The 19,125-nt window shown below is 50.3% G+C and carries 27 protein-coding genes; 18 read left to right on the forward strand and 9 right to left on the reverse strand.

Features of this window, described 5'->3' with window-relative positions; genetic code table 11:
- The first annotated feature begins 43 nt into the window (after positions 1-43).
- The 4 genes from LIX15_RS25910 to LIX15_RS25925 all read left to right on the forward strand — a co-directional run bounded on the left by LIX15_RS25910 (position 44) and on the right by LIX15_RS25925 (position 1,479).
- Positions 44-346 carry a CopG family transcriptional regulator gene (locus LIX15_RS25910; RefSeq protein ID WP_227778041.1) on the forward strand — a complete coding sequence of 101 codons (303 nt, stop codon included), beginning with the start codon at positions 44-46 and terminating at the stop codon, positions 344-346.
- Complete coding sequence (locus LIX15_RS25915; RefSeq protein ID WP_227778042.1) at positions 347-850, forward strand: PIN domain-containing protein; 504 nt, start codon at positions 347-349, stop codon at positions 848-850.
- 108 nt (positions 851-958) lie between these two features.
- Positions 959-1,234 (forward strand): DUF8118 domain-containing protein, encoded by a 276-nt coding sequence (locus tag LIX15_RS25920; RefSeq protein ID WP_227778043.1) that lies wholly within the window; start codon positions 959-961, stop codon positions 1,232-1,234.
- A 23-nt stretch (positions 1,235-1,257) separates the two neighbouring features.
- Entirely contained in the window at positions 1,258-1,479 is a 222-nt protein-coding gene (locus LIX15_RS25925; RefSeq protein ID WP_227778044.1) for a hypothetical protein, read from the forward strand.
- 4 nt (positions 1,480-1,483) lie between these two features.
- On the opposite strand, the gene LIX15_RS25930 is transcribed toward LIX15_RS25925, so the two are convergent.
- Positions 1,484-2,395, reverse strand: coding sequence for a mechanosensitive ion channel family protein (locus tag LIX15_RS25930; RefSeq protein WP_227778045.1), 912 nt, complete (start codon positions 2,393-2,395; stop codon positions 1,484-1,486).
- Positions 2,396-2,438: 43 nt separating this feature from the next.
- On the opposite strand from LIX15_RS25930, the gene LIX15_RS25935 reads away from it, so the two are divergent.
- Together LIX15_RS25935 and LIX15_RS33010 are read left to right on the forward strand one after the other, a co-directional pair.
- Complete coding sequence (locus LIX15_RS25935) at positions 2,439-2,600, forward strand: hypothetical protein (protein WP_227778046.1); 162 nt, start codon at positions 2,439-2,441, stop codon at positions 2,598-2,600.
- Positions 2,601-2,621: 21 nt separating this feature from the next.
- Positions 2,622-2,753: a hypothetical protein gene (locus tag LIX15_RS33010; protein WP_265338455.1), complete on the forward strand. Its 132-nt coding sequence runs from the start codon at positions 2,622-2,624 to the stop codon at positions 2,751-2,753.
- Positions 2,754-2,764: 11 nt separating this feature from the next.
- On the opposite strand, the gene LIX15_RS25940 is transcribed toward LIX15_RS33010, so the two are convergent.
- Positions 2,765-3,544: a DUF7847 domain-containing protein gene (locus LIX15_RS25940; RefSeq protein ID WP_227778047.1), complete on the reverse strand. Its 780-nt coding sequence runs from the start codon at positions 3,542-3,544 to the stop codon at positions 2,765-2,767.
- A 111-nt stretch (positions 3,545-3,655) separates the two neighbouring features.
- Here LIX15_RS25940 and LIX15_RS25945 point away from each other — a divergent pair, with 111 nt between their 5' ends.
- Positions 3,656-3,955, forward strand: coding sequence for an SWIM zinc finger family protein (locus LIX15_RS25945; protein ID WP_227778048.1), 300 nt, complete (start codon positions 3,656-3,658; stop codon positions 3,953-3,955).
- Positions 3,956-4,138: 183 nt separating this feature from the next.
- On the forward strand, positions 4,139-4,390 hold the full coding sequence (locus LIX15_RS25950) for a hypothetical protein (protein ID WP_227778049.1): 252 nt from the start codon (positions 4,139-4,141) through the stop codon (positions 4,388-4,390).
- A gap of 41 nt (positions 4,391-4,431) precedes the next feature.
- On the opposite strand, the gene LIX15_RS25955 is transcribed toward LIX15_RS25950, so the two are convergent.
- Both LIX15_RS25955 and LIX15_RS25960 read right to left on the reverse strand, forming a co-directional pair.
- A complete protein-coding gene (locus tag LIX15_RS25955) occupies positions 4,432-4,884 on the reverse strand; it encodes an SPW repeat protein (RefSeq protein ID WP_227778050.1) in 453 nt (150 codons plus the stop codon).
- Between the two features lie 405 nt (positions 4,885-5,289).
- Positions 5,290-6,021, reverse strand: a complete 732-nt coding sequence (locus tag LIX15_RS25960; protein ID WP_227778051.1) for a hypothetical protein — start codon at positions 6,019-6,021, stop codon at positions 5,290-5,292.
- A 44-nt stretch (positions 6,022-6,065) separates the two neighbouring features.
- Between LIX15_RS25960 and LIX15_RS25965 the strand changes: the two genes are divergently transcribed.
- Positions 6,066-6,260 (forward strand): hypothetical protein, encoded by a 195-nt coding sequence (locus tag LIX15_RS25965; RefSeq protein ID WP_227778052.1) that lies wholly within the window; start codon positions 6,066-6,068, stop codon positions 6,258-6,260.
- A gap of 120 nt (positions 6,261-6,380) precedes the next feature.
- Here LIX15_RS25965 and LIX15_RS25970 read toward each other — a convergent pair whose 3' ends face one another.
- The 3 genes from LIX15_RS25970 to LIX15_RS25980 all read right to left on the reverse strand — a co-directional run bounded on the left by LIX15_RS25970 (position 6,381) and on the right by LIX15_RS25980 (position 8,299).
- Positions 6,381-6,923 carry a universal stress protein gene (locus LIX15_RS25970; protein WP_227778053.1) on the reverse strand — a complete coding sequence of 181 codons (543 nt, stop codon included), beginning with the start codon at positions 6,921-6,923 and terminating at the stop codon, positions 6,381-6,383.
- Positions 6,916-7,191: a winged helix-turn-helix domain-containing protein gene (locus LIX15_RS25975; RefSeq protein WP_227778054.1), complete on the reverse strand. Its 276-nt coding sequence runs from the start codon at positions 7,189-7,191 to the stop codon at positions 6,916-6,918. Before LIX15_RS25975 ends, LIX15_RS25970 begins: the two co-directional genes overlap by 8 nt.
- 232 nt (positions 7,192-7,423) lie before the next feature.
- The gene (locus LIX15_RS25980) at positions 7,424-8,299 is read right to left on the reverse strand and encodes a hypothetical protein (RefSeq protein WP_227778055.1); all 876 of its coding nucleotides are present in this window, start codon (positions 8,297-8,299) and stop codon (positions 7,424-7,426) included.
- Between the two features lie 400 nt (positions 8,300-8,699).
- Here LIX15_RS25980 and LIX15_RS25985 point away from each other — a divergent pair, with 400 nt between their 5' ends.
- From LIX15_RS25985 to LIX15_RS26020, 8 genes are all read left to right on the forward strand, one after another.
- Positions 8,700-10,043: a CitMHS family transporter gene (locus LIX15_RS25985; RefSeq protein WP_227778056.1), complete on the forward strand. Its 1,344-nt coding sequence runs from the start codon at positions 8,700-8,702 to the stop codon at positions 10,041-10,043.
- Positions 10,044-10,057: 14 nt separating this feature from the next.
- On the forward strand, positions 10,058-11,407 hold the full coding sequence (locus LIX15_RS25990) for an acyclic terpene utilization AtuA family protein (protein WP_227778057.1): 1,350 nt from the start codon (positions 10,058-10,060) through the stop codon (positions 11,405-11,407).
- Complete coding sequence (locus LIX15_RS25995; protein ID WP_227778058.1) at positions 11,408-11,731, forward strand: AtuA-related protein; 324 nt, start codon at positions 11,408-11,410, stop codon at positions 11,729-11,731.
- Between the two features lie 372 nt (positions 11,732-12,103).
- Positions 12,104-12,271: a DUF1931 domain-containing protein gene (locus LIX15_RS26000; RefSeq protein ID WP_227778059.1), complete on the forward strand. Its 168-nt coding sequence runs from the start codon at positions 12,104-12,106 to the stop codon at positions 12,269-12,271.
- A 189-nt stretch (positions 12,272-12,460) separates the two neighbouring features.
- A complete protein-coding gene (locus LIX15_RS26005) occupies positions 12,461-12,709 on the forward strand; it encodes a DUF8118 domain-containing protein (protein WP_227778060.1) in 249 nt (82 codons plus the stop codon).
- 205 nt (positions 12,710-12,914) lie between these two features.
- Positions 12,915-13,775, forward strand: coding sequence for a DUF3100 domain-containing protein (locus LIX15_RS26010; protein WP_227778061.1), 861 nt, complete (start codon positions 12,915-12,917; stop codon positions 13,773-13,775).
- Positions 13,775-14,239, forward strand: a complete 465-nt coding sequence (locus tag LIX15_RS26015; protein WP_227778062.1) for a hypothetical protein — start codon at positions 13,775-13,777, stop codon at positions 14,237-14,239. Before LIX15_RS26010 ends, LIX15_RS26015 begins: the two co-directional genes overlap by 1 nt.
- A 6-nt stretch (positions 14,240-14,245) precedes the next feature.
- Positions 14,246-15,589: an amidohydrolase gene (locus LIX15_RS26020; protein WP_227778063.1), complete on the forward strand. Its 1,344-nt coding sequence runs from the start codon at positions 14,246-14,248 to the stop codon at positions 15,587-15,589.
- Between the two features lie 434 nt (positions 15,590-16,023).
- Here the strand turns inward: LIX15_RS26020 and LIX15_RS26025 are convergent, their stop codons facing one another.
- Together LIX15_RS26025 and LIX15_RS26030 are read right to left on the reverse strand one after the other, a co-directional pair.
- Complete coding sequence (locus LIX15_RS26025; RefSeq protein WP_227778064.1) at positions 16,024-16,620, reverse strand: HdeD family acid-resistance protein; 597 nt, start codon at positions 16,618-16,620, stop codon at positions 16,024-16,026.
- A gap of 769 nt (positions 16,621-17,389) precedes the next feature.
- Positions 17,390-18,049 (reverse strand): bacterio-opsin activator domain-containing protein, encoded by a 660-nt coding sequence (locus LIX15_RS26030; protein WP_227778065.1) that lies wholly within the window; start codon positions 18,047-18,049, stop codon positions 17,390-17,392.
- Between the two features lie 341 nt (positions 18,050-18,390).
- On the opposite strand from LIX15_RS26030, the gene LIX15_RS26035 reads away from it, so the two are divergent.
- Complete coding sequence (locus tag LIX15_RS26035) at positions 18,391-18,684, forward strand: HalOD1 output domain-containing protein (protein WP_227778066.1); 294 nt, start codon at positions 18,391-18,393, stop codon at positions 18,682-18,684.
- Positions 18,685-19,125: the final 441 nt, after the last annotated feature.

Raw genomic sequence — 19,125 nt, forward strand, 5'->3', positions numbered from 1 at the left:
CTGGGGAACGTTTTTGCCTCTGTAGGTACAACGTACCTACACGATGAGCACCCGAAAAGTCAACTTTCGTCTGCCGGAAGAACTTGTGACTCATGCAGATATCGCTGCTGAAGTTACGCATAAAAACCGAACCGAACTCCTCATCGAAGCGCTTCGGGAGTACCTCAAGCAAATCGAATCAGAAGAGAGCTTTCAAGAAGCAGTCGTTGAACTCTATCTCACAGACGAACTTGATTTCGAAACCCTCAGGGACATAATCGGTCGCCAGGACGCAGAAGCAGTCCGTACCTCAAAGCAACTTCTTGACGAGGGAGACGACCTCGCCGACAAACTTGCAGATCTGTAGATGCTGGTTATCGATACAAGCGCGTTCATTTCTCTCGCGATCGGTGATGTTCTCGATGACGTGCTAACCGAATACGACGTCGTGACGACGACACTCGTCATCGATGAACTCGAATCAACCGCAGAATACGATGATGTCCATGGTCACGGGGCAGTAACCGTCCTCGAACGTTCCGATCGCATTGAGATTCTGGATATCCCCGCTCCAGAGCTTTCTTCGAGTCGAATCGATGCTGGTGAGGCGAGTTGTGTCGCGGCTATTGAAGAGACCGATGCAGCGTTTCTCATTACGGACGATTTTCGAGCACTTCCCGAACTCACTACTCTTGTCTCGGCTGATGTCGCTCTTTCACCAATTCTTCTCCGCGCACTCATCAAACGTGGTGCACTTACTGATTCCGAAGCTCGATCTGCACTCGATACTATTGCACGTGATCGGGACTGGCTTGGTGCGCCAATCTATCGCTATGCACAACGTCTCTTTGAAGAAGAGTCGGGAACGTAATCACCCGAGAGTGGTTACTGAATACGGGTCACAAAAGACATTGGGAGGAAGAACGGTGCCCTCGGATTCATCCAAGTCACCAACGAGAACCCTGCAGACCACCAATACGTGGTCTCCATTGACGACGTGACCGACGAACTGATGGCCTGTACGTGCCCGCACCACGTCCACCGCAATGCCTTCTGCAAACACATGGCCGCTGTCGAAGACGCAACCGACAACGGGACGCTCGAGGCGTTCCCCTCCGAGGACGACAAAGACGAGCGTATAAGTGGCCCGCACACTGGCTACGACAAGTACGGCAACGTCGATCATACATACTGGCAGTGTGGCGGATGTGGTGCAGAAGCCACTCGGAAGGGCGCTCTCACCGACTGCTGCTAACCTCGTCTCACTTTTTCATTTATGTGGAACGCCAACCACCGCTGGCCGATGGTGCCCAGCGAACGCTGACGGAGTGTGCGGCTGGTTCGACCGAACGCGACAACGCACCAACGACTGAGCGGAACCTGCTCGACCGAGCGCAAGCACACTCGGCGGATGTCGCGGCTGAGCATTTCCCCTCTCTGCCTGCTGAAGCGATTGAATGGGAGGTGTCCCACCGGGCGAAACAGCAAGCAGATGTATAACGGATTAGTCGTTCGAGGGCGTCGCCACCTGCTCCGATTGGCGATTTGTGACGTCGATGCCCCCAACGAGTTCTCGATAGGGATACGGCATCTCGATCGACTCGGCATCATAACGTTTCTTTACGGCCTGGACAAAGTCCGAGCGAATCTTCGTAAAGTTGGCACGGCTCGGGTTCGCAATCCAGAAGCGTGTTTGGAGCCCCACGTAGAAATCGGCGAGTTCGGTTACCCGAATACTCGCTTCGGGGTCGTCCAGAATCTCTGGATTCTTGGCAGCCTCATCAAGAATCACTTCTTTGGCGTGATCAATATCATCATCATAGCCAATCCCGAACACGAATTGCTGACGGAGCTTATTGAAGGCAACTGGATTTTTTAATGCGTTATTAGCGAGTTCGCTATTTGGAACAGTAATCCGTTCGTTATCGACCGTTCGGATCCGAGAAACGCGCAGGTCGATGTCTTCAACAATACCGACAATGCCGTTGACCTCAATCCAATCACCGACGTCGAACGGTTCATCTTTGAGAATGAAAATTCCTGCGACGAAATTACTCAGAAGGTCTTGGGACGCAAAGCCGACTGCGAGTGCAATCGCACCAGCGAACACACCGAATGCAGCAATAACGTTGCCAAAGCCAGCAATGGTGAATGCAATCGCAAACGCTAGAATGAGATTGACGACACCGGTTAGACTTTCAGCCAGACTCTTTACGCTTGGATCGTGACCTTGCCTATCTAAGAGCTGTTTGATGAATGGAATGAGAATCGTTTTACCGAGTAGCCAAGCGACAATAAAAGTACCAATGAAAAGTACCGTCGGAATAGCGTATTCGGAAACGAGTTGCTGTGTTTCTGGAAGTACTTGATCAGCTTGTCCCTGTAAGAGGATGGTAGTCAGTGCTAGTATCTTCAACCAAATGAGTACCTAATTATTAGGATGAGCCCATTTCAGCTCAATGGCCGCTGTCGAAAACACGACTGACGACGGGCCGCTTGAGGCCTTCCTTTCGGAGGATAACGAAGACGATTCCGAACCAGGGGAGTGCGACTGCGATGGTCTCGATGACTTCCCCGGCTGGCTATGCGTGCAAACGGGATGGAAGGAACTGCTGAACTAACCCTCGTTTCAGCCTTTCTTCATGGCTCACCAAGTGACGTTCACGGATATCACCGACCAGCGAACGCTTGCGGGGGATGTCGCGACGGAGCATCTCCGGACGGCGATGACGCCGTCAAAACCACTGACGACCCATCAGTCCTCGAAAAAGTAACGGTAACGGTGTTAGGCAGCGGGTTGACCAGCGGAGGTGTCCTCGCTGACCGTCTCATCCCGCTCCTCGTCCTCGCGTACTTTGAGTTCGGTGTACGCGGTTGCAAGCACAGCCGTTGAGAACACCGTCGTAATGGCGCTGGCAACTTGTGCAAACACTAACGCGACAATATCGCCGACGAGGCTTCCACTCGCGAGGTTACCAAGTCCAAAGACGAGGTTGACGAGTAGTATGAGGAGTGTCACTGTCACGCCCAGCACGAAGAGGTTGAGGCGGTAGCCTCGTGTCAATCCCCAACTACTGCGGAACGCTTTGATGAAGTTCTGATCTTCGACAGCCACGTAGACCGTCCAGAACGCCAAGGTCACGAGCAGGAAGATACCTGGAACGATCAACGCAACGAAGCCCAGTGCGACGATGATTCCAAAGATAATCCCACCAATAACGAAGTTGATTGCAGCCCAAACCATATTCCGGCTGAAGTACTCACGGGGGAGGCGTTCGGTCTCATCGCTCACGAATACGCGTATGGCTCCGATACTCACGACGAGCAGTGCGATGCTCAACACGAATGCAACGAGCCCCCCTAGCACAGGTGGTAAGAACGACGTGGGATTCATTTGGACAGCATCCCCAGCCAATTGCTGACCAGCCATCCATCGAGTAATGCCGACTCCTAACAGACCGTTAAGCACCGAGATGACGAAGATGATACCCATGAGCATGAGCCCATTTTGTTTGATGCTTCGACTGTAGCCTTGCTTGAGAATGTTTGTGGTGTTTATTGGCATACTCGTAAATCTACGTCATGAACGACGATGTACTACGCGCATTTTGCAGATTATTCGTAGTGTGAGAAACTGGGTGAAACGATGAATAGAGACGCTGTTTAGATGTGACGCATGGACACACTGACGGCATCAACGAAAGCCATGAGAACCCTGAAGACCACCAGCACAGTCTCCATCGACGACGTGACCCACGAACTGATGGCCTGCACCTGCCCGCATCACGTTCACCGGAACACCTTCTGCAAGCACATGACTGCAGTCGAGAACGTAACCGACGACGGCACACTCGACGCATTCCCGTCCGAGGACAGCGAAGACGATTCCGAATCAGAAGGCTGTGACTGCGATGGCCTCGACGGGTTCCCGTGCTGGCCATGCGTGAGAATGGGACGAAAGGAACTGCCGAACTAATCACCGCTTCAGCTCTTTTTCTCTGTCTCATGTTGAACTGCGTGAGACCTCCCTGTTGGACGAAGATATAAACAATAACAATACGCCGGGTAGCTCCGTGAGGTGAACCTCTCCACTATGACAGCGTTAGATTCGAAAGAGCTATGCTGTAGGCTCGGAAGAACGCGAATAGCAGAAGAGAATATGGACGACAAGGAATTAGACGACGTAGCGGTTTTCTTTCGCATGGCACGCGAGTTCCCGGTGCGGACGAGCCTCTTTACATTCGGATTGCCGGTGTTTGCTCTCCTCCAACTACTCAACGGCTTCATTTACAACGGATCACTTGTCTTCATCGGCCTGTTCGCAGTACTAGTCACGGCGGTCTCGGTAAATCTGACTCAATACTATATCACCGTTTATCGCCGACAACAGCTTACTCACTGGTGGCGATAACAGATTGACAGACTGGCATTGAAAAAGGATTGATTAACAAATTAGGCTGTCGGTCTTTGAGCATCTTGACGCCAGTCGCGGATTTTGTAGGCGCTGTAGGCGCCGAGCACGAACGCAAGCAAACCGACGATGATGTCGTTCCAGAACCCAAGATCATTGGCAGTTTCTGTGGCTCCGGCATCAATACCGAGGACAAACGGCGCGATGATGAGCCACAAGCCGAGTATCGTCGCGACTATCGCCGCCCCCATGCTTCCTAGCTGCTTATTTGACTGACGGGAATAGTTGTACACGCCGATGGCGGCTAGAAACGCACCGACAAGGACGTCATTCCAGACTTGTGTTGCTGCGAGTTCGAATAAGAATGCTTGTAAGATCAGCCAGAGGCCAAGGAGAGCGATGAGCGCCGAGAGTCCCTTTCCCCGTTCATCTGGGTTCGGGGCATGCCTATCTTGATTGTGCATCTGCTCTCTGTCAGTGTCATGATTACTCATTGGTGTTCCCTATTTAGATAGGATACGTATTTGCTTAAGTATAGCGGCTTATTATGTCATATACGTCCAAGTAATTCTGTGATTAATAAATGAATAACTACCATAAGACATTAAAAAACCATATTCGATCACTTATCACATCGCAATACACAGTACGAGGAAACGAAGGGTCGTCACCTGTGTGCACTGGATGCGAAACCCGTGCTGAATTTATCAACGAACGTGTGGTGTAATCTGTCCTCTCGAATAAGTAATGAAGAGCGATTGGACAGTGACACCAGTGAGGGTCATACAACCGAAATCAAGGCAAGAAAAGCACTTTCAAAATTAAAATCATCTAATCAGAGTACTAACTGAGTCTCTCCTTCTCCGCGGATTTCACCAGCACGAAAACAGTAAGGGTCCTTATTCGTCTTCTTCGCTCTGCTCGTCTTCGTTAGACCTCTCCTCGTCAGCTTCCTCTTGTTGCTCCTGCGTGCTCTCCACCGTCTCAGCGGCTTCATCTATTTTGTCGGCAGCTTTTTCACTACCTTCCTGAATCTGGTCAGCGGCTATCTCACCGCGTTTATCGACTTGCTCCGCGGCTTCTTTGGTTCCTGCTTCGACCTGGTCTGCGGCCGTTTCACCACGTTCCTGAATTCTTTGGGCCGCTTGCCCAGCAACGGCTTTCGTTTGTTGGGCCATCTCATCAGAGCGTTTCGTAGTCTTGTCAGCAATTGAATGAGCCTGATCCGTCGTCTTGCTCACGACTTTATTCATTGCTTTTGACTTTGACTTCAATATATAGCCGAGGCCGATGACAGTTCCAACAAGGAGTAGTTTCGAGACCGTACTCTGCCCCTCGCTCTTTTGTTCCGGTTGGGCACTGCTAGTCATCTCTTTTGCTTCAGTATTGAGAGCTTGTTTGGCAATCTGCTCAGTGTTGCTTGACGTCGCCCTATCGTTTCCAAGAAGGTAACGGATTGCTTGGTTGATGTCGACAAGTAAGAATGTACGAACCATTTTATCGTTCTGCGCTGCTTCAGGATCGTTTTCCTCCATCGCTACTTCTAACACCCGTACAATTGATTTCGGGATGGCGTTGGTAACCCGTTTTGCTGGTGATCCTTCTCGTACGTTTGATCGACTTCTACTCATATATTCCCCCATCATGGTTTATAGTAGATACTCGTCGAAAAGCGTTGGGGCCAGGTGGTCACAATCAAACGAACGAATCCCCCGGACTCATCGAAGTAACTAATGAGAGCCACAAAAATCCCGCAGAACACCAGTACACCGTCTCCATCGACGACGTGACTGAAGACCTGATGGCCTGTACGTGTCCGCACCACGTCGACCGCAACGCCTACTGCACACACATGGCCGTTCTCAGATAATTGGTTACTCTTGCGACACAATATATAATTCGAATACGTTCTTTTTGAACCCATATTCTTTTAAATAAATTATCTTGTACTACGAGAATGAACCTGGATTGATTATCTAAACTATGAATATCATGAGTCTGGGAGTTCGTCAATCTGATCGTGTGTCTCAGATACCGTCTCTGTCGCTTCAACTGCCGATTCACTCCGTAGCCTATCTTGGATATTTGCGATTACTTTATCGATATTGCCAACCGCGATCGTTAAAACAGGAATTGGTGCGGTTCGTACTACTCTCTCGGCCACGCTGCCGAGCAAATACCGTTCGTATCCCGTCCGGCCATGGGTTCCCATCACAATGAGATCGATTTCATTTTCGACAGCATATGTAAGGATCTCCGCACTGGGATCGCCCCATCGGATCTCTCGAATGACATCGAGACCGGCGTCAAGGATCCGTTCCTCAATGGCTTTCGTTGTGGCCTGACCATCCTCCTCGAGTGTTTTGCGGACATGGTCGCGTTCCTCATCCGGAATCGCCAGATAAGCTCGTTCATCGACTACATAGAGTGAATGAACAGTCGCATTATTTTGTTTAGCCAGCTCGAGTCCCTGATCAACGACTGATTCCATTTTCTGGCTACCGTCGGTTGGAATCAGAATTGACTCATACATGACCATTAAATATCAAGGAGCCATACAAATATTTCTTATAATTTCTAGGATGACGATGATTGACTAAACGGATAAGATGGTAGGAAACGGTTTGAATTGACGTCCCAAGCCGATCGGCAAATTCAGACGTCCCTGGCTCGTCATTGATCGCCACAAGGAGTTTGCGGGCGGTTTCGAATAAGAGTGTCTCAAAGACTGCGTCAGTGTCCTGCTCATCAATACCAAGAATTTGGATATCGCCAGCTTGCTTAGTGTCAATCTCGGACATCGAACTGGGTAACAGAGACATGACTGGATCAGTTGTCTATCCCTGCTCGGAGGCACGCTATGGCACGCGTTCGAGCAGGAAGGAGGGGTGGCGAGGGAGAGGACGTGTGGATCGGGAGTGATGGTGCCAAACCCACGTGAGACCGATTCAGGGTGTCAGAGGCAACCGCGCCACAACTGGTCCTTTGAGGGGTTCGGTATATGCTTTGTGCTACTATTAAAAAATAAGACAATCATACATCCTTTGAGAATGACCCAGTACGGTCAGACATCATCGTATCGAGTGCTGCTGTGACTGCATCGATATCATCGATATCGTCTCGATCACACCGGAGGTTTTGACGCCACCATCCTTTTCGGTGAATCACCAGCGCCTTGTCGCTGAGTGAATAGCCTGTGAACGCTGTCCACGGTCGGAACCGATGCAGCATCGGTCGATCAACAACGAGGCCAGCATCGGTAACACGAAACGTCCGTGGATTTGTTACACCTGCAAGCGGTGACCAAAGTACCATTACCGCGTACAGATATCCGCCCCAGTCGACGTTGAATACAAGTTGTGCAAAGATACCAGCACTACTCCCGAGAATCGCGATAATCACCGCACCAATCGCGATCCATCGCCACCGTTGTGGCCACCGTCCTTCCCACTCTGTGATTTCAGTCGTTCCTGCAAGCGCAGCAGTTGTGTATCTATTCCGGCTCATTGTGACGAGGGGCAGACCCGTAAACATCCCACCGATCATTGTCACCATTGCAAGTACAACTGCAATACCGGGTAGTGAAATTCCGATTCCTGATGCTGCAAAAATACTGACAAAGGGGGCAAACGGAATAACGACGAGCAGCCAAATCAGGTCGTGGCGACCAAGCCGAACTGCGAGATTAGCTGTGTGAGAAATAAGCCACCCAGCAATGATCCCCAAGAGAGTGATAGAACCAAGAAAACTGACGTATAGGGTGGCACCGTCCGAGCTAGCCGTTGAAATCCCCAGAACGGCTATCGGAGTAAGGAGGATGGCAACGTAGAGACCAGCGACGAACGCGTAGAGCGTATCAGGACGTTCACCATTTGATTGGCCACCCCGAGATTCAGTATGTGTCGCCATACTCACTAGTGCTTCACAGTTGTTGAAAATACTACCGGAGGAGAATATAGTCGAATAGAGTTATCGGTTCAATAATAAATTGGTTGGAGGGAGTACTACGACTCTCTCTTTCTCTCTCTCTCTCTTAATACAACCTACTTCTCCGGAATCCACTAGATAACCACCCGCGGACTCAACTTCCCCCGCTCAACCTCTCCCTCCTCATACAACTCCTCACGCCGTCGATGCGCGGAGGGCCGCTCAATTGCAAGCGTATCCGCTACCCACCGAGCGGTCCCTGCCGGAAACTCCGACTCACGCATCGCCGTCAGAATATCGTCGTCAGTCGTTTCCTCTGCATGTTGACTACAATTGATTCTCTAATATAGATTTAATAAAAGAGTATTAGAAAATCATATTTATGATCGATGTGATGGATGCTGCCATGCCACTTAGTGGAACAGCGCTCGGATTGATAGGATACGCTGTCATTGCATTAGTCTTACTACTAGTCATCTGGAAACAACTCTACGTAATTCCAACGCTCATTATTGCTCCAGTTTCCGGGGCACTCATTGCTGGCTTCTCACTTGAACAGATTGGATCATTTACCGAAAGCGGCCTACAGGGTATTGTCGGAATCGTGGCGATGTTTGCCTTCGCAGTCTGGTACTTTAGCCTCATGCGTGAATACGGGCTCTTCGATCCATTAGTAAAACGCGTCATTCAGGGGGTAGCTAATCGTCCGGCAATGCTCACCGTTGGAACAGTGATTATTGCGATGATGACGCACTTGGACGGCTCTGGTGCGACAACGATGCTGATCACGATTCCAGCAATGATACCTCTCTATGATGCTCTCAATGTCGATCGGAAAATCCTTGCTGCACTGGTTGGGTTGACGGCTGGAACGATGAATATGGTCCCCTGGGGAGGTGTTGTCGTTCGTGGGGTGAGTGCAATCGACCCGGCGACAATCGCGAATGTGTATAATCCAATGATCCCTGCCCATCTCGCTGGTCTCGCGATGGTTCTCGGTATTAGCTATCGTTTTAGTCTGAATATCCGTGATGATGTGTCCGGGTTTCAGCAATCTCAACGCCGACAGCTCGTCAATACAGCTCTAGAAGGTCGTGAGGGTGAGATCGACTGGATGTGGGGAATAAATGCCGTACTAACTGTTCTCGTCATTGGCGCTCTTATCTCGGGAATTACCTCGCCAGCAGTAGCCTTCATGCTTGGATTGGTGGCTGCATTGGTCATTAACGTCCGCGAATATGACCAACAGAAGGAAATCCTAGAGAAGTATGCCGCTGATGTCATGACCTATGTCGGTATCTTGTTCGCAGCAGGCGTGTTGATCGGAGTCCTCCAGGAAAGTAAGATGATTGAGGAAATGGCAAGGATTCTGCTGATGATTATCCCAGATACGCTTGGGAATTTCTTACCAGTCGTTCTCGGAGTCATCGCGATGCCCGCAAGTCTCCTCTTCAGCCCAGATGCATTCTATTTCGGGGTGCTTCCAGTGGTTGCCGAAACGGGGACTCAATTTGGCTTCTCACAAGTTGCGATGGTTCGGGCTGCTATCGTTGGTCAAATGACGGTTGGATTCCCTATTTCTCCACTTACTGGAGCAACGTTCTTGCTCATCGGACTCGCCGAAGTCGAACTCGGTGAACATATCCGCTTTACATTTTCCTACATGTGGCTAACATCACTCGTGATACTCGCTGTTGGGATACTTACGGGTGGAATTCCAATCTAATGGTGGGCAATCATATGACTGACCAACTGGTGATCGGAACCGGTGCTGGCTTTGCCGGCGATCGAATCGATCCAGCAGCGACACTCGCTGAACATGCCGAACTCGACTATTTAGTATTCGAGTGCCTTGCTGAACGAACGATTGCAAACGCTCAACGACGGAAGATGGATGATCCTTCAGCAGGATATACACCACTTCTGTCACGGCGAATGGAAGCTGTTCTCCCGTCATGCGTGGAAAACAACACACGAATCATCACGAACATGGGTGCTGCAAACCCAGAAGCGGCCCGCGAACAGGTTATCGATATCGCAACCGAACTAGGGATTTCGGACCTTTCAGTTGCGAGTGTCGCTGGTTCAGCAGTTCGTGACCGATTCGAGCATTTTGAAGAGCAAACGTTCTCTGGCGACCCAACAACACAGTATCAGGAAGACTGTGTTTCCGCGAATGCGTATTTGGGTGTTCAGGGAATTCTCGACGCACTCAATGACAATGCTGATGTGATTATCACCGGTCGCGTTGCGGACCCATCCCTCTTTCTTGCTCCGATGTGCTATGAGCACGGTTGGGATCTTACAAATTCTACAGACGCGGATCAAATTGGTCAAGGCGTTGCCTGTGCGCATTTATTGGAGTGTGCTGGGCAAGTCACAGGAGGGTACTTCGCAGACCCTGGTTACAAGGATGTACCCAAGCTTGAGGCCCTCGGTTTCCCCATAGCTGAGGTCACAGTTGATGGCGATGTCACGATCACTAAGCTCCCTGACTCGGGTGGAAAAGTGACGCTCCAAACCTGCAAAGAACAGATGCTCTACGAGGTTCACGATCCCAGTGCATACTTGACACCCGATGCAATCGCTGATTTTTCGAACGTCTCGTTTGAGCAAGTTGGAACAGATCGCGTTCAGGTGTCTGGTGCCACAGCGAAACCGAAACCAGAGACGCTCAAGGTCAATATTGGGTATGAAGATGGAGTTCTTGGGGAGGGCCAGATCTCGTATGCAGGTCCCAACGCAGAACAACGCGCTCGATTAGCTGGTGACACAGTTCGTAAACGATTGACCGCACGCGATTTCCTAATCGATGATCTTCGGGTTGATCTCATGGGAGTCAATTCACTGCACGAAGGTCGCGGTCGAGATCAATCGAGTCCATATGAAGTTCGCCTTCGCGTCGCTGGAAAGTGTGAAACCACTGCTAATGCAACTGAAATCGGACGAGAAGTTCAAACACTGTATACAAACGGTCCTGCTGGGGGAGGTGGCGTAACAATCCGAACAAAGCCTGTACTAGGAATTGTGTCCACGCTAATCGACCGAACTCATGTTCAACCTAATGTGTGTATTGAAGGGGTGAAGTAGATGGGAATCCCAGTTCACGAACTCGCTCATGCACGGGCCGGTGATAAAGGAGATACCTCTAATATCGGTGTTTTCGGATATGACGATGATAGTTATCAAATTCTCAAAAAAGAATTGACCGCAACTCATGTTGAAAATGAACTCGAAGAAATCGTCGAGGGATCAGTCACCCGCTATGATCTCCCTCAGCTGAATGGATTCAATTTTGTTCTTGAGGGTGCTCTTGCAGGGGGTGTAACGACCTCGGCGCGGATCGATACGCATGGAAAGTCACTCTCATATGCGCTGCTGGATATCGAGGTCGATCATAGTTACGACTGCTAGTAATTAGTCGGAGAATGTATCATCGAATATTTCTCATCTTCTCAAATGAGAAGACTACAATAGAAAAGAGTGACCAAATAATGATGAGCCAAGATACCTATTGCACCTATTCCTCTGGGATCCACCAGATCACCACTCGCGGACTCAATTTCCCACGTTCCAACTCACTCTGGGCATGAAGCTCTTTGAGCCGCTGATGTACTGGCCGACGCTCACTCGCAACCGTATCTGCGACCCACCGAGCGGTCACTGCCGGAAACTCCGACTCACGAATCTCCCGCAGAATATCGTCATCAGTGATCCGAATTACTGGTCCTTTTTCAACCATTTCACCACTGGTCTTTTGTAGTATTATCCCCTCTGGGCGCTTGTATGGGCAATTTGATTGTCAAAGCGGCAGTGAAAGACCAGCTCGAAGACCAGAATGTGGCGAGTGACTTCTACGATGCACTTGACGAGGAAGTCGCTTCAGTCCTCGAGGACGCCTCTCGCCGAGCCGAGGAAAACGATCGCAAAACCGTCCAACCCCGCGATTTGTAACGGTTCACCGCTTCACTGTAGTATCAACCTGTTTTTGCCGCTACACAGAATTCAGTTCTCTAGCGACTGACCGCTACTCCGGTTGAATCCAGATCACCCGACGCGCCTCGGGCTTCTTCTTGCGAATCTCGTCGCTCTCATGGAGACGGCAAAGAACGTTATCGGCCGACCGTCGTGACGCTGGACGACATGACGGGCGATGCACTAGCCTACACATGCCTGCTCCACGTTCACCGTGACGCCATCTGCAAACACATGGCCGCCGTCGAAAACGCAACAGTCGACGGCACGCTTGAGGCGTTTCCCACAGAGGACGAGTGTATCAGTGGCCCATATACCGGCTACGACAAGTACGGAAACATCGATCACAACTACCGGAAGTGTGAGCACTGTGGTGCGGAAGCCACCCGAAAGGACACACTCACCGACTGCTGCTAACTCACTCACTTCTTCCATTTATGGCACGCCAAACGACGCTATCCGATATAGTCGCCCAGCGAACGCTGACCGAATACGCGCGTCAGCAGTTACCCTGCCGTCTCTACTCGATTTTACACCTATTACCGCCATGCGAAGAATAATACTGCGTACAATCACAGAACCATTCGAATGTGCATGGAAACAGCTACCACGGTGGTGCAGCGTGGCTGACGCGAAAACCGAGACTGGAACGTGGGACCCCATTCGAACACATGGCCGGTACCTGTTACACTTCAAGACACATGTAACAGTACTTCTAATCACTATCGTAGCAGAGGCGATTGGCAGTCATGCATTTGATCTTGGACCAGGGCAAATCGTACTTCTCCCGCTATTATATGCTGTGGTTATTAGAATCCTACTTAGCTACAGTGTCCTCGGTCAGTATATTTCGTCTCTCCAAGAAATTGTCTCGAAAGATGTTAGTAAGATCAGTGCCCCACTCTTGACAATCTCACTCATGCCCTTAGCCGTCAAATACGGGACGACAGTCGGGCCTGAGTTCAGTAATTTAATTAGCGCCGGACCCGCGTTCTTGCTTCAAGAGCTTGGAAACCTTGGAACGATTTTCATTGCTTTGCCAGTTGCGCTATTCCTTGGCCTGAAACGAGAAGCCATTGGTGGTGGAGTCAGTATCGCACGAGAAGCCACTTTTGCTGTTATAACCGAACGATATGGGATCGAATCGCCGGAAGGGCGAGGTGTTCTTGGAGTGTATCTTACTGGTACTGTATTAGGAACAATCTTTTTCGGCCTCATAGGAGGACTTGCACCGGTTACAGGGTTACACCCGTTAGCACTCGCAATGGCCTGTGGTATGGGAAGTGCAAGTATGATGACTGCATGTTCAAGCTCTTTAGCAGGAGCCGCTAGTTCGGTTCCGAAAGACCAAATCCTCGCATTTGCCGCAACAAGCAATCTGCTCACAGGTCTCACAGGAATTTATGTCCTGATATTTGTCGCACTTCCCCTCATCAACTGGTTGTACAGTGTTGCTCGCCCGCTCATCGGGAGTGAGAGCTGATGACGATCGACTCGCCAACGTTTGAGTCGAACATCGTGAAGATGCTAATCATCATCAGCGTTATAACTGTAGTTGGGAATTACGTCGGCTATGGAATCAGTCCAATCGAAGCTGCACCCGGTATGCTCTTGATTGCAGTAATTGGGTTCGTCTCGTTGCTGCTAGGTCGCCATCTCTCGCTTCAGTTTCCTGCATTTGCATATGCGACGATTATTGGATTCGTCCTTTCGCTTCCATTCTCACCAGTTCAAGACATCGTTCTCTCACTAACTGATCCAGTACAGTTCTTAGCAACAACAACTCCAATTCTAGCCTACGCTGGCCTCTCAATCGGACTCCAGGTAACCAGCATGAAACAGATGAGCTGGAAAATCGTGGTCGTGGCTATTTGTGCATTCACGGGCACGTTCATCGGCTCTGCACTCGTTGCGCAGGCAATACTCAGCTATCAAGGAATCATCTGATCCAAAATGACAGATACACAAACCCAAAAAGAAGCCGTTTGTACCGCGATTGACGACCACCGAGACGATATCATCGAACTAGCCAAAGCTGTAGAGGAAGAACCCGAACTCGGGTATAAAGAGCATGCAACAACCGATAAAGTCACAGCTGCCTTCGAAACGATGGGATTGGAAATCGAACGCGACCTCGCCATTACTGGAGCTCGCGCTTCGACAGACCTAGAAACCAGTGCAGATGAGTTCACTATCGCTGTTCTTGGTGAACTGGATGCGCTCGTAAACTGGGAGCACCCGAAGGCGGATCCCGAAACAGGAGCGTGTCACGCGTGTGGCCATCACGCCCAATTAGCCAATCTGATTGGAACGGCCTACGGGCTTAGCTCGACTGGGATTCTAGACAGGCTACATGGCACAGTCGAGTTTATCGCCGTCCCGGCCGAAGAATACCTCGACTTAGAGTATCGACGCTCGTTGGTTAATGACGGGAAAATTGAATTCCTAGGTGGGAAACAAGAGCTGATCAAACGGGGATATTTTGATCATGTCGACTGTGCCGCAATGATACATGCGGATGCGGATACCCCGGAAAGAGAGATCCTAACCCGCTCGTCGACGAACGGTTTCATTGGCAAGTTCGTCACCTACCGAGGGCGGTCGTCTCATGCGGGCGCAGCGCCCGAAGAGGGAGTCAATGCCCTCAATGCGGCGATGCTTGGCATGAACGCAGTTCACGCTCAGCGAGAAACGTTCGCCGACGAAGAAAACGTCCGTGTGCACCCGATCTTAACGAAAGGGGGAGAGGGGGTCAACGTTGTCCCTGCAGATGTTCGAATGGAATCGTACACACGTGCGAAATCAATTCAGGCAGTCAATGGCGCAAATGACTCGGTGAATCGAGCACTTGAAAGCGGCGCGATGGCGGTTGGAGCTGATATTTCGATCGAAGACTATCCTGGGTATCTTCCGTTCCAGACGGATAAAACGATGATAGAGATATATGAAACAAATGCAGTAGATGAACTAGGATCTGATGCAATTGACACTCATAATCCTCATACAACGGGGTCAACTGACATGGGAGACATCACCCAAATCATACCCGGCATTCACCCGATGATTGGTGGATTCGAAGGAACGCCACATACCCCTGAATTCCAAGCTGTGGACGATGAGATGGCTTATATTATACCTGCAAAACTCACAGCGTGTATGATTGTCGACTTACTCGCTAATAGTAAGACAAAAGAAAAGATCCGTCAACAAAAAGAACAAAAATATTCGCCAGAGGACTACCTGACGCTTATCCGGGAAATGCGTCGGTCCGTGACTGGAGAGTATTTATCAGATTGAGGCAACTCACACTGATCTTGATGTTCTGGTCAGCACAGTGCGATACGAGTAACTTTGAATGAATCTCACTCGGATAACATCGTCACGATCGCGGTCCTCGTCGAATGGATATGGCGCATAGCACGACGTGAACTCATCGACGACATAGCTGACGAACTGATGGCCCAGATATGTCCGCATTATGTCCATCGTGACATATTCTGTAAACACATTGACTCTGTAGAAACCGCATCCGCAGGCGGCACGTTGATGGCGTTTCCATCGGACGACGAGCCGAATGACGATGGGAGTGTGACGGTCTTGGTGGCTTCCCGTGCTAGGTATGCGTGTGTATGGGTCGCAAAAATCCATCGAACTAACTCTTTTCTTCCGTAGCGGTATGTTACGCTTCCATCTGAAAAATTGGTGCTAGTAAATATACTAAACTTGTCTATTTACGCTTCTTGTCCTCGCTCATCTGCTATTTCTTCTGTGTCGGCTCGCTGCGTTGTCCGTCCGAGCATAACCATCGAAAATCCCGTAAAGAGTAGGTTCACACCAAGGAGAAGACCAACTACCCACGCTGCTGTTGACGGAAATCCGGCCCAGAGGAAACCAGCGACGATTAACGATAGGATGCCACTCGCAAGAAGCCAGAACCATCCCCTATTCCCGCGACCCGCTATTGCCCACCCAATTTCGACCACCCCATCGACGATGAAGAACGCAATTGCGAGAATCGTTAGCGACGTGAGACCGACTACTGGATTCGCCAAAAACATGATTCCCACAATGCCGTAAAGAATACCGAGGAGAATTTGCCAGATAATCCCCCAGAAACTATCTGCCGAGAATGCGTGCCCAACGTGAACTATTCCACCGATGACCAGAAGTGCACCAAAAAGTACCGAGATCGATATTCCTGCAAAAAATGGGAATAGTATCGCAAGAACCCCGAGTACTACGATGATAGCTCCTGCTATCACTCCTCCGTGCGATCGCTCAGAATTCGTATCAACGCTTGTAGCTTGACTCATTGTTTCCTCGAACACAGTTCACCAAGGAGAGTTAAATAAGCGTAAAATCGTTCAAGCATTGTTTTGATAGTATGTCATTACACCCCAGAAGGCAGGCGAGTGTAACGGTCGTTGAATCCTCCTGTTCATGCTACGAATTCGGTTAGGGTAGTGTTTTTCAATTTGAAGGAGATATTGAACACAATTGTATAGGTATTGATATTTTCTCGACTGTAAAGAGCAATTACGCCACTGGTCAAGACCGTCTCATACGGTTACTACTGGAACACTATTCACCCGGTCGAAGTACACTCACCGTACCACTGCAAAGAATTCAGCGCACTAAAATAGCGACCTGATGTGTGGTTTGTAACGGATCACCTTTTTCATATTCAGCGTTCAACGGCACAATAGCATGACTACTCGGCAGTGCCCCCGAGAAACGTAAATGGCTTGCTAGTGACCATTTGATCGGATACTTCACCGGAGAAGGTGTTTCTAGAACTCCGGTCCGTTTCTAAATGCATGATTGATTCTATATCCAGAATAGAACGTGCGACGGCAGCGAGGTCGATTTCTCAAAATTGGTGTTTTTCGGTAGTTGACTTCCTGTGGGCAGTATAAGCAGAAGTGGATACACCTCGAGGTTCCAACTCACTCTCTGTGCGTCGGTTCCTACGCCAGCCGCGCCGGTTGGCGGCAGCGCGGTCACGACCGCGCGGTCGAAGTCGTAACCAACAGAACACGGTGGGTACCCCACTAGTTGGTTAATATCGTTGCGGGCGGCACAAAAGCAGGGCAGTGGCTACTGCACTTCGTCTTTGTTGACCAACAGTGTGTTTTCGATAAGGCTCCCTGTCGCGCGGCGGAGGCGCTCACCGACCGCTTGATGGGAGATGTCGAGCTGGGCACCAAGTTCGACCGCATCGGTCTCGCGTGGAATGGTGTAATATCCACGTTCGTAGGCTTCGACAAGCGTCTCGTGCTGGCTTTCAGTGAGTCCAAATCGGACATGCCGGGCGTTATCGACATCGTACAGCCGGTCGACGTCGAGATCGAGTCCATGCTTCCTCGCAAAGTCATGGATTGCCGAGACGTCGCTGCGCTCGGGAAATAGCACGCGCAGTGTCCACTCGTCGGTGGCAGCGATCGCCCGTTGGACAGTGGCCCCACACTCGATGACCATACGCCCGATAATCCGCGCTTCATCAGCCCACTCGAGCCGATAAAACCGTTCCTCGTCGGTCTCAGTGAGCAACTCGACCTGCTTGACACTCGGGTCGGCGTCAAGTATTGCGGTTAGATCTTTCAGTCCCTCACCCGATACCCACACAAACGGCATGACACGCGTCGTGTCGTGGGCGACGACGCGGTCGATCTCGAATTCGAGGTGCGGGCGACGGCTGAGCGTTTCTCGAAGTGCGAACTGCTCGGCTGGGATGGAGAACTCCGCAATAGTTGTCATAGATGAATCATGGCACTTGCATTTGAAAGGGCTATCGGAAACAATGCAGGCATTCGGTAGACGCGGCTCAACAGTCGTTCTTTCGATCTCTGTGCTTCGTCGAGATCATGTCAAATTCACCCACGGAATTTGATAACTGGTGCCAGAACTGCGGGAACTTCATCACGCGGGTATCGTTTTGCGTACGAAGAGTCAAACCGAGATTACTAACCAAATCGTGGAATCGAAGTACAACAAAGAGTCTTAGAGTCAAGTAATATTTTCGACGAACCTGAAATCTTCGTTTCTTGTTAGTTCTGCAGCCAATTCCTTTACGACGATCACGCTCAATGAACAGTGATATGGCCGAGAACGAAAACGTCCACCAGAGTCCCGAAAAAACGGTTATCCATACGGAGCTCACTCCAACTGAAGACGGTGATCCGCAGGTTACTGTTGCGGAAGTGGTGGCAGAGCTCGAAGGGAAAAACACAACTGAACTAACGCCAGTGTATGAGGCGATCGATCACTTTGTTAGTAATCTCTTTTCGAGCCCACCGCCAGCGACTGCACAAGCAGAAATCGAGTTCACGTATGAGGGGTACCGAATTACGATCCATCAGGATGGAACGGCAACATTCCGAAAAATTGCATAACGCCGATCAAAATAGAGTGCACCCTTCTGGAGGTATCGACCTGTCCACGAGGCGTTGATATCGGGTCTTGGCTGCCCAAGTTCGTCTTCAAGCCGCTTTTGTTCGTTATTATCGGTTCCTGAAGCTGTGGGTGCATCGTCGATTGAATTGGTGGATGGTTGCCACCAGACTCGAGCACTGGAGCCGACTTTCTTCGTCTTGAGCTCACCTTTGTCAACGAGGTTCTCCAGTCGTTTATAGGCGGTTCGGCGTGGACAATCAAGGACTTTGGTAACCTCCGGTGAGGGGTTCGTTCGGATAATTGGTTTGCTCAAAGACGGTTAGGGTCTCTTCATAGATATCCTCCGAAGAGCCTGGTGATGACATGTATTTCGTGTAGGCTTCGATGAGAAAAACAGTTCCACCGGCGGCACCTCTGAAGCGACCAAGCGCGATATCTCG

Origin of the sequence: Haladaptatus pallidirubidus (assembly GCF_020700235.1) — an archaeon.
GTDB lineage: Archaea > Halobacteriota > Halobacteria > Halobacteriales > Haladaptataceae > Haladaptatus > Haladaptatus pallidirubidus.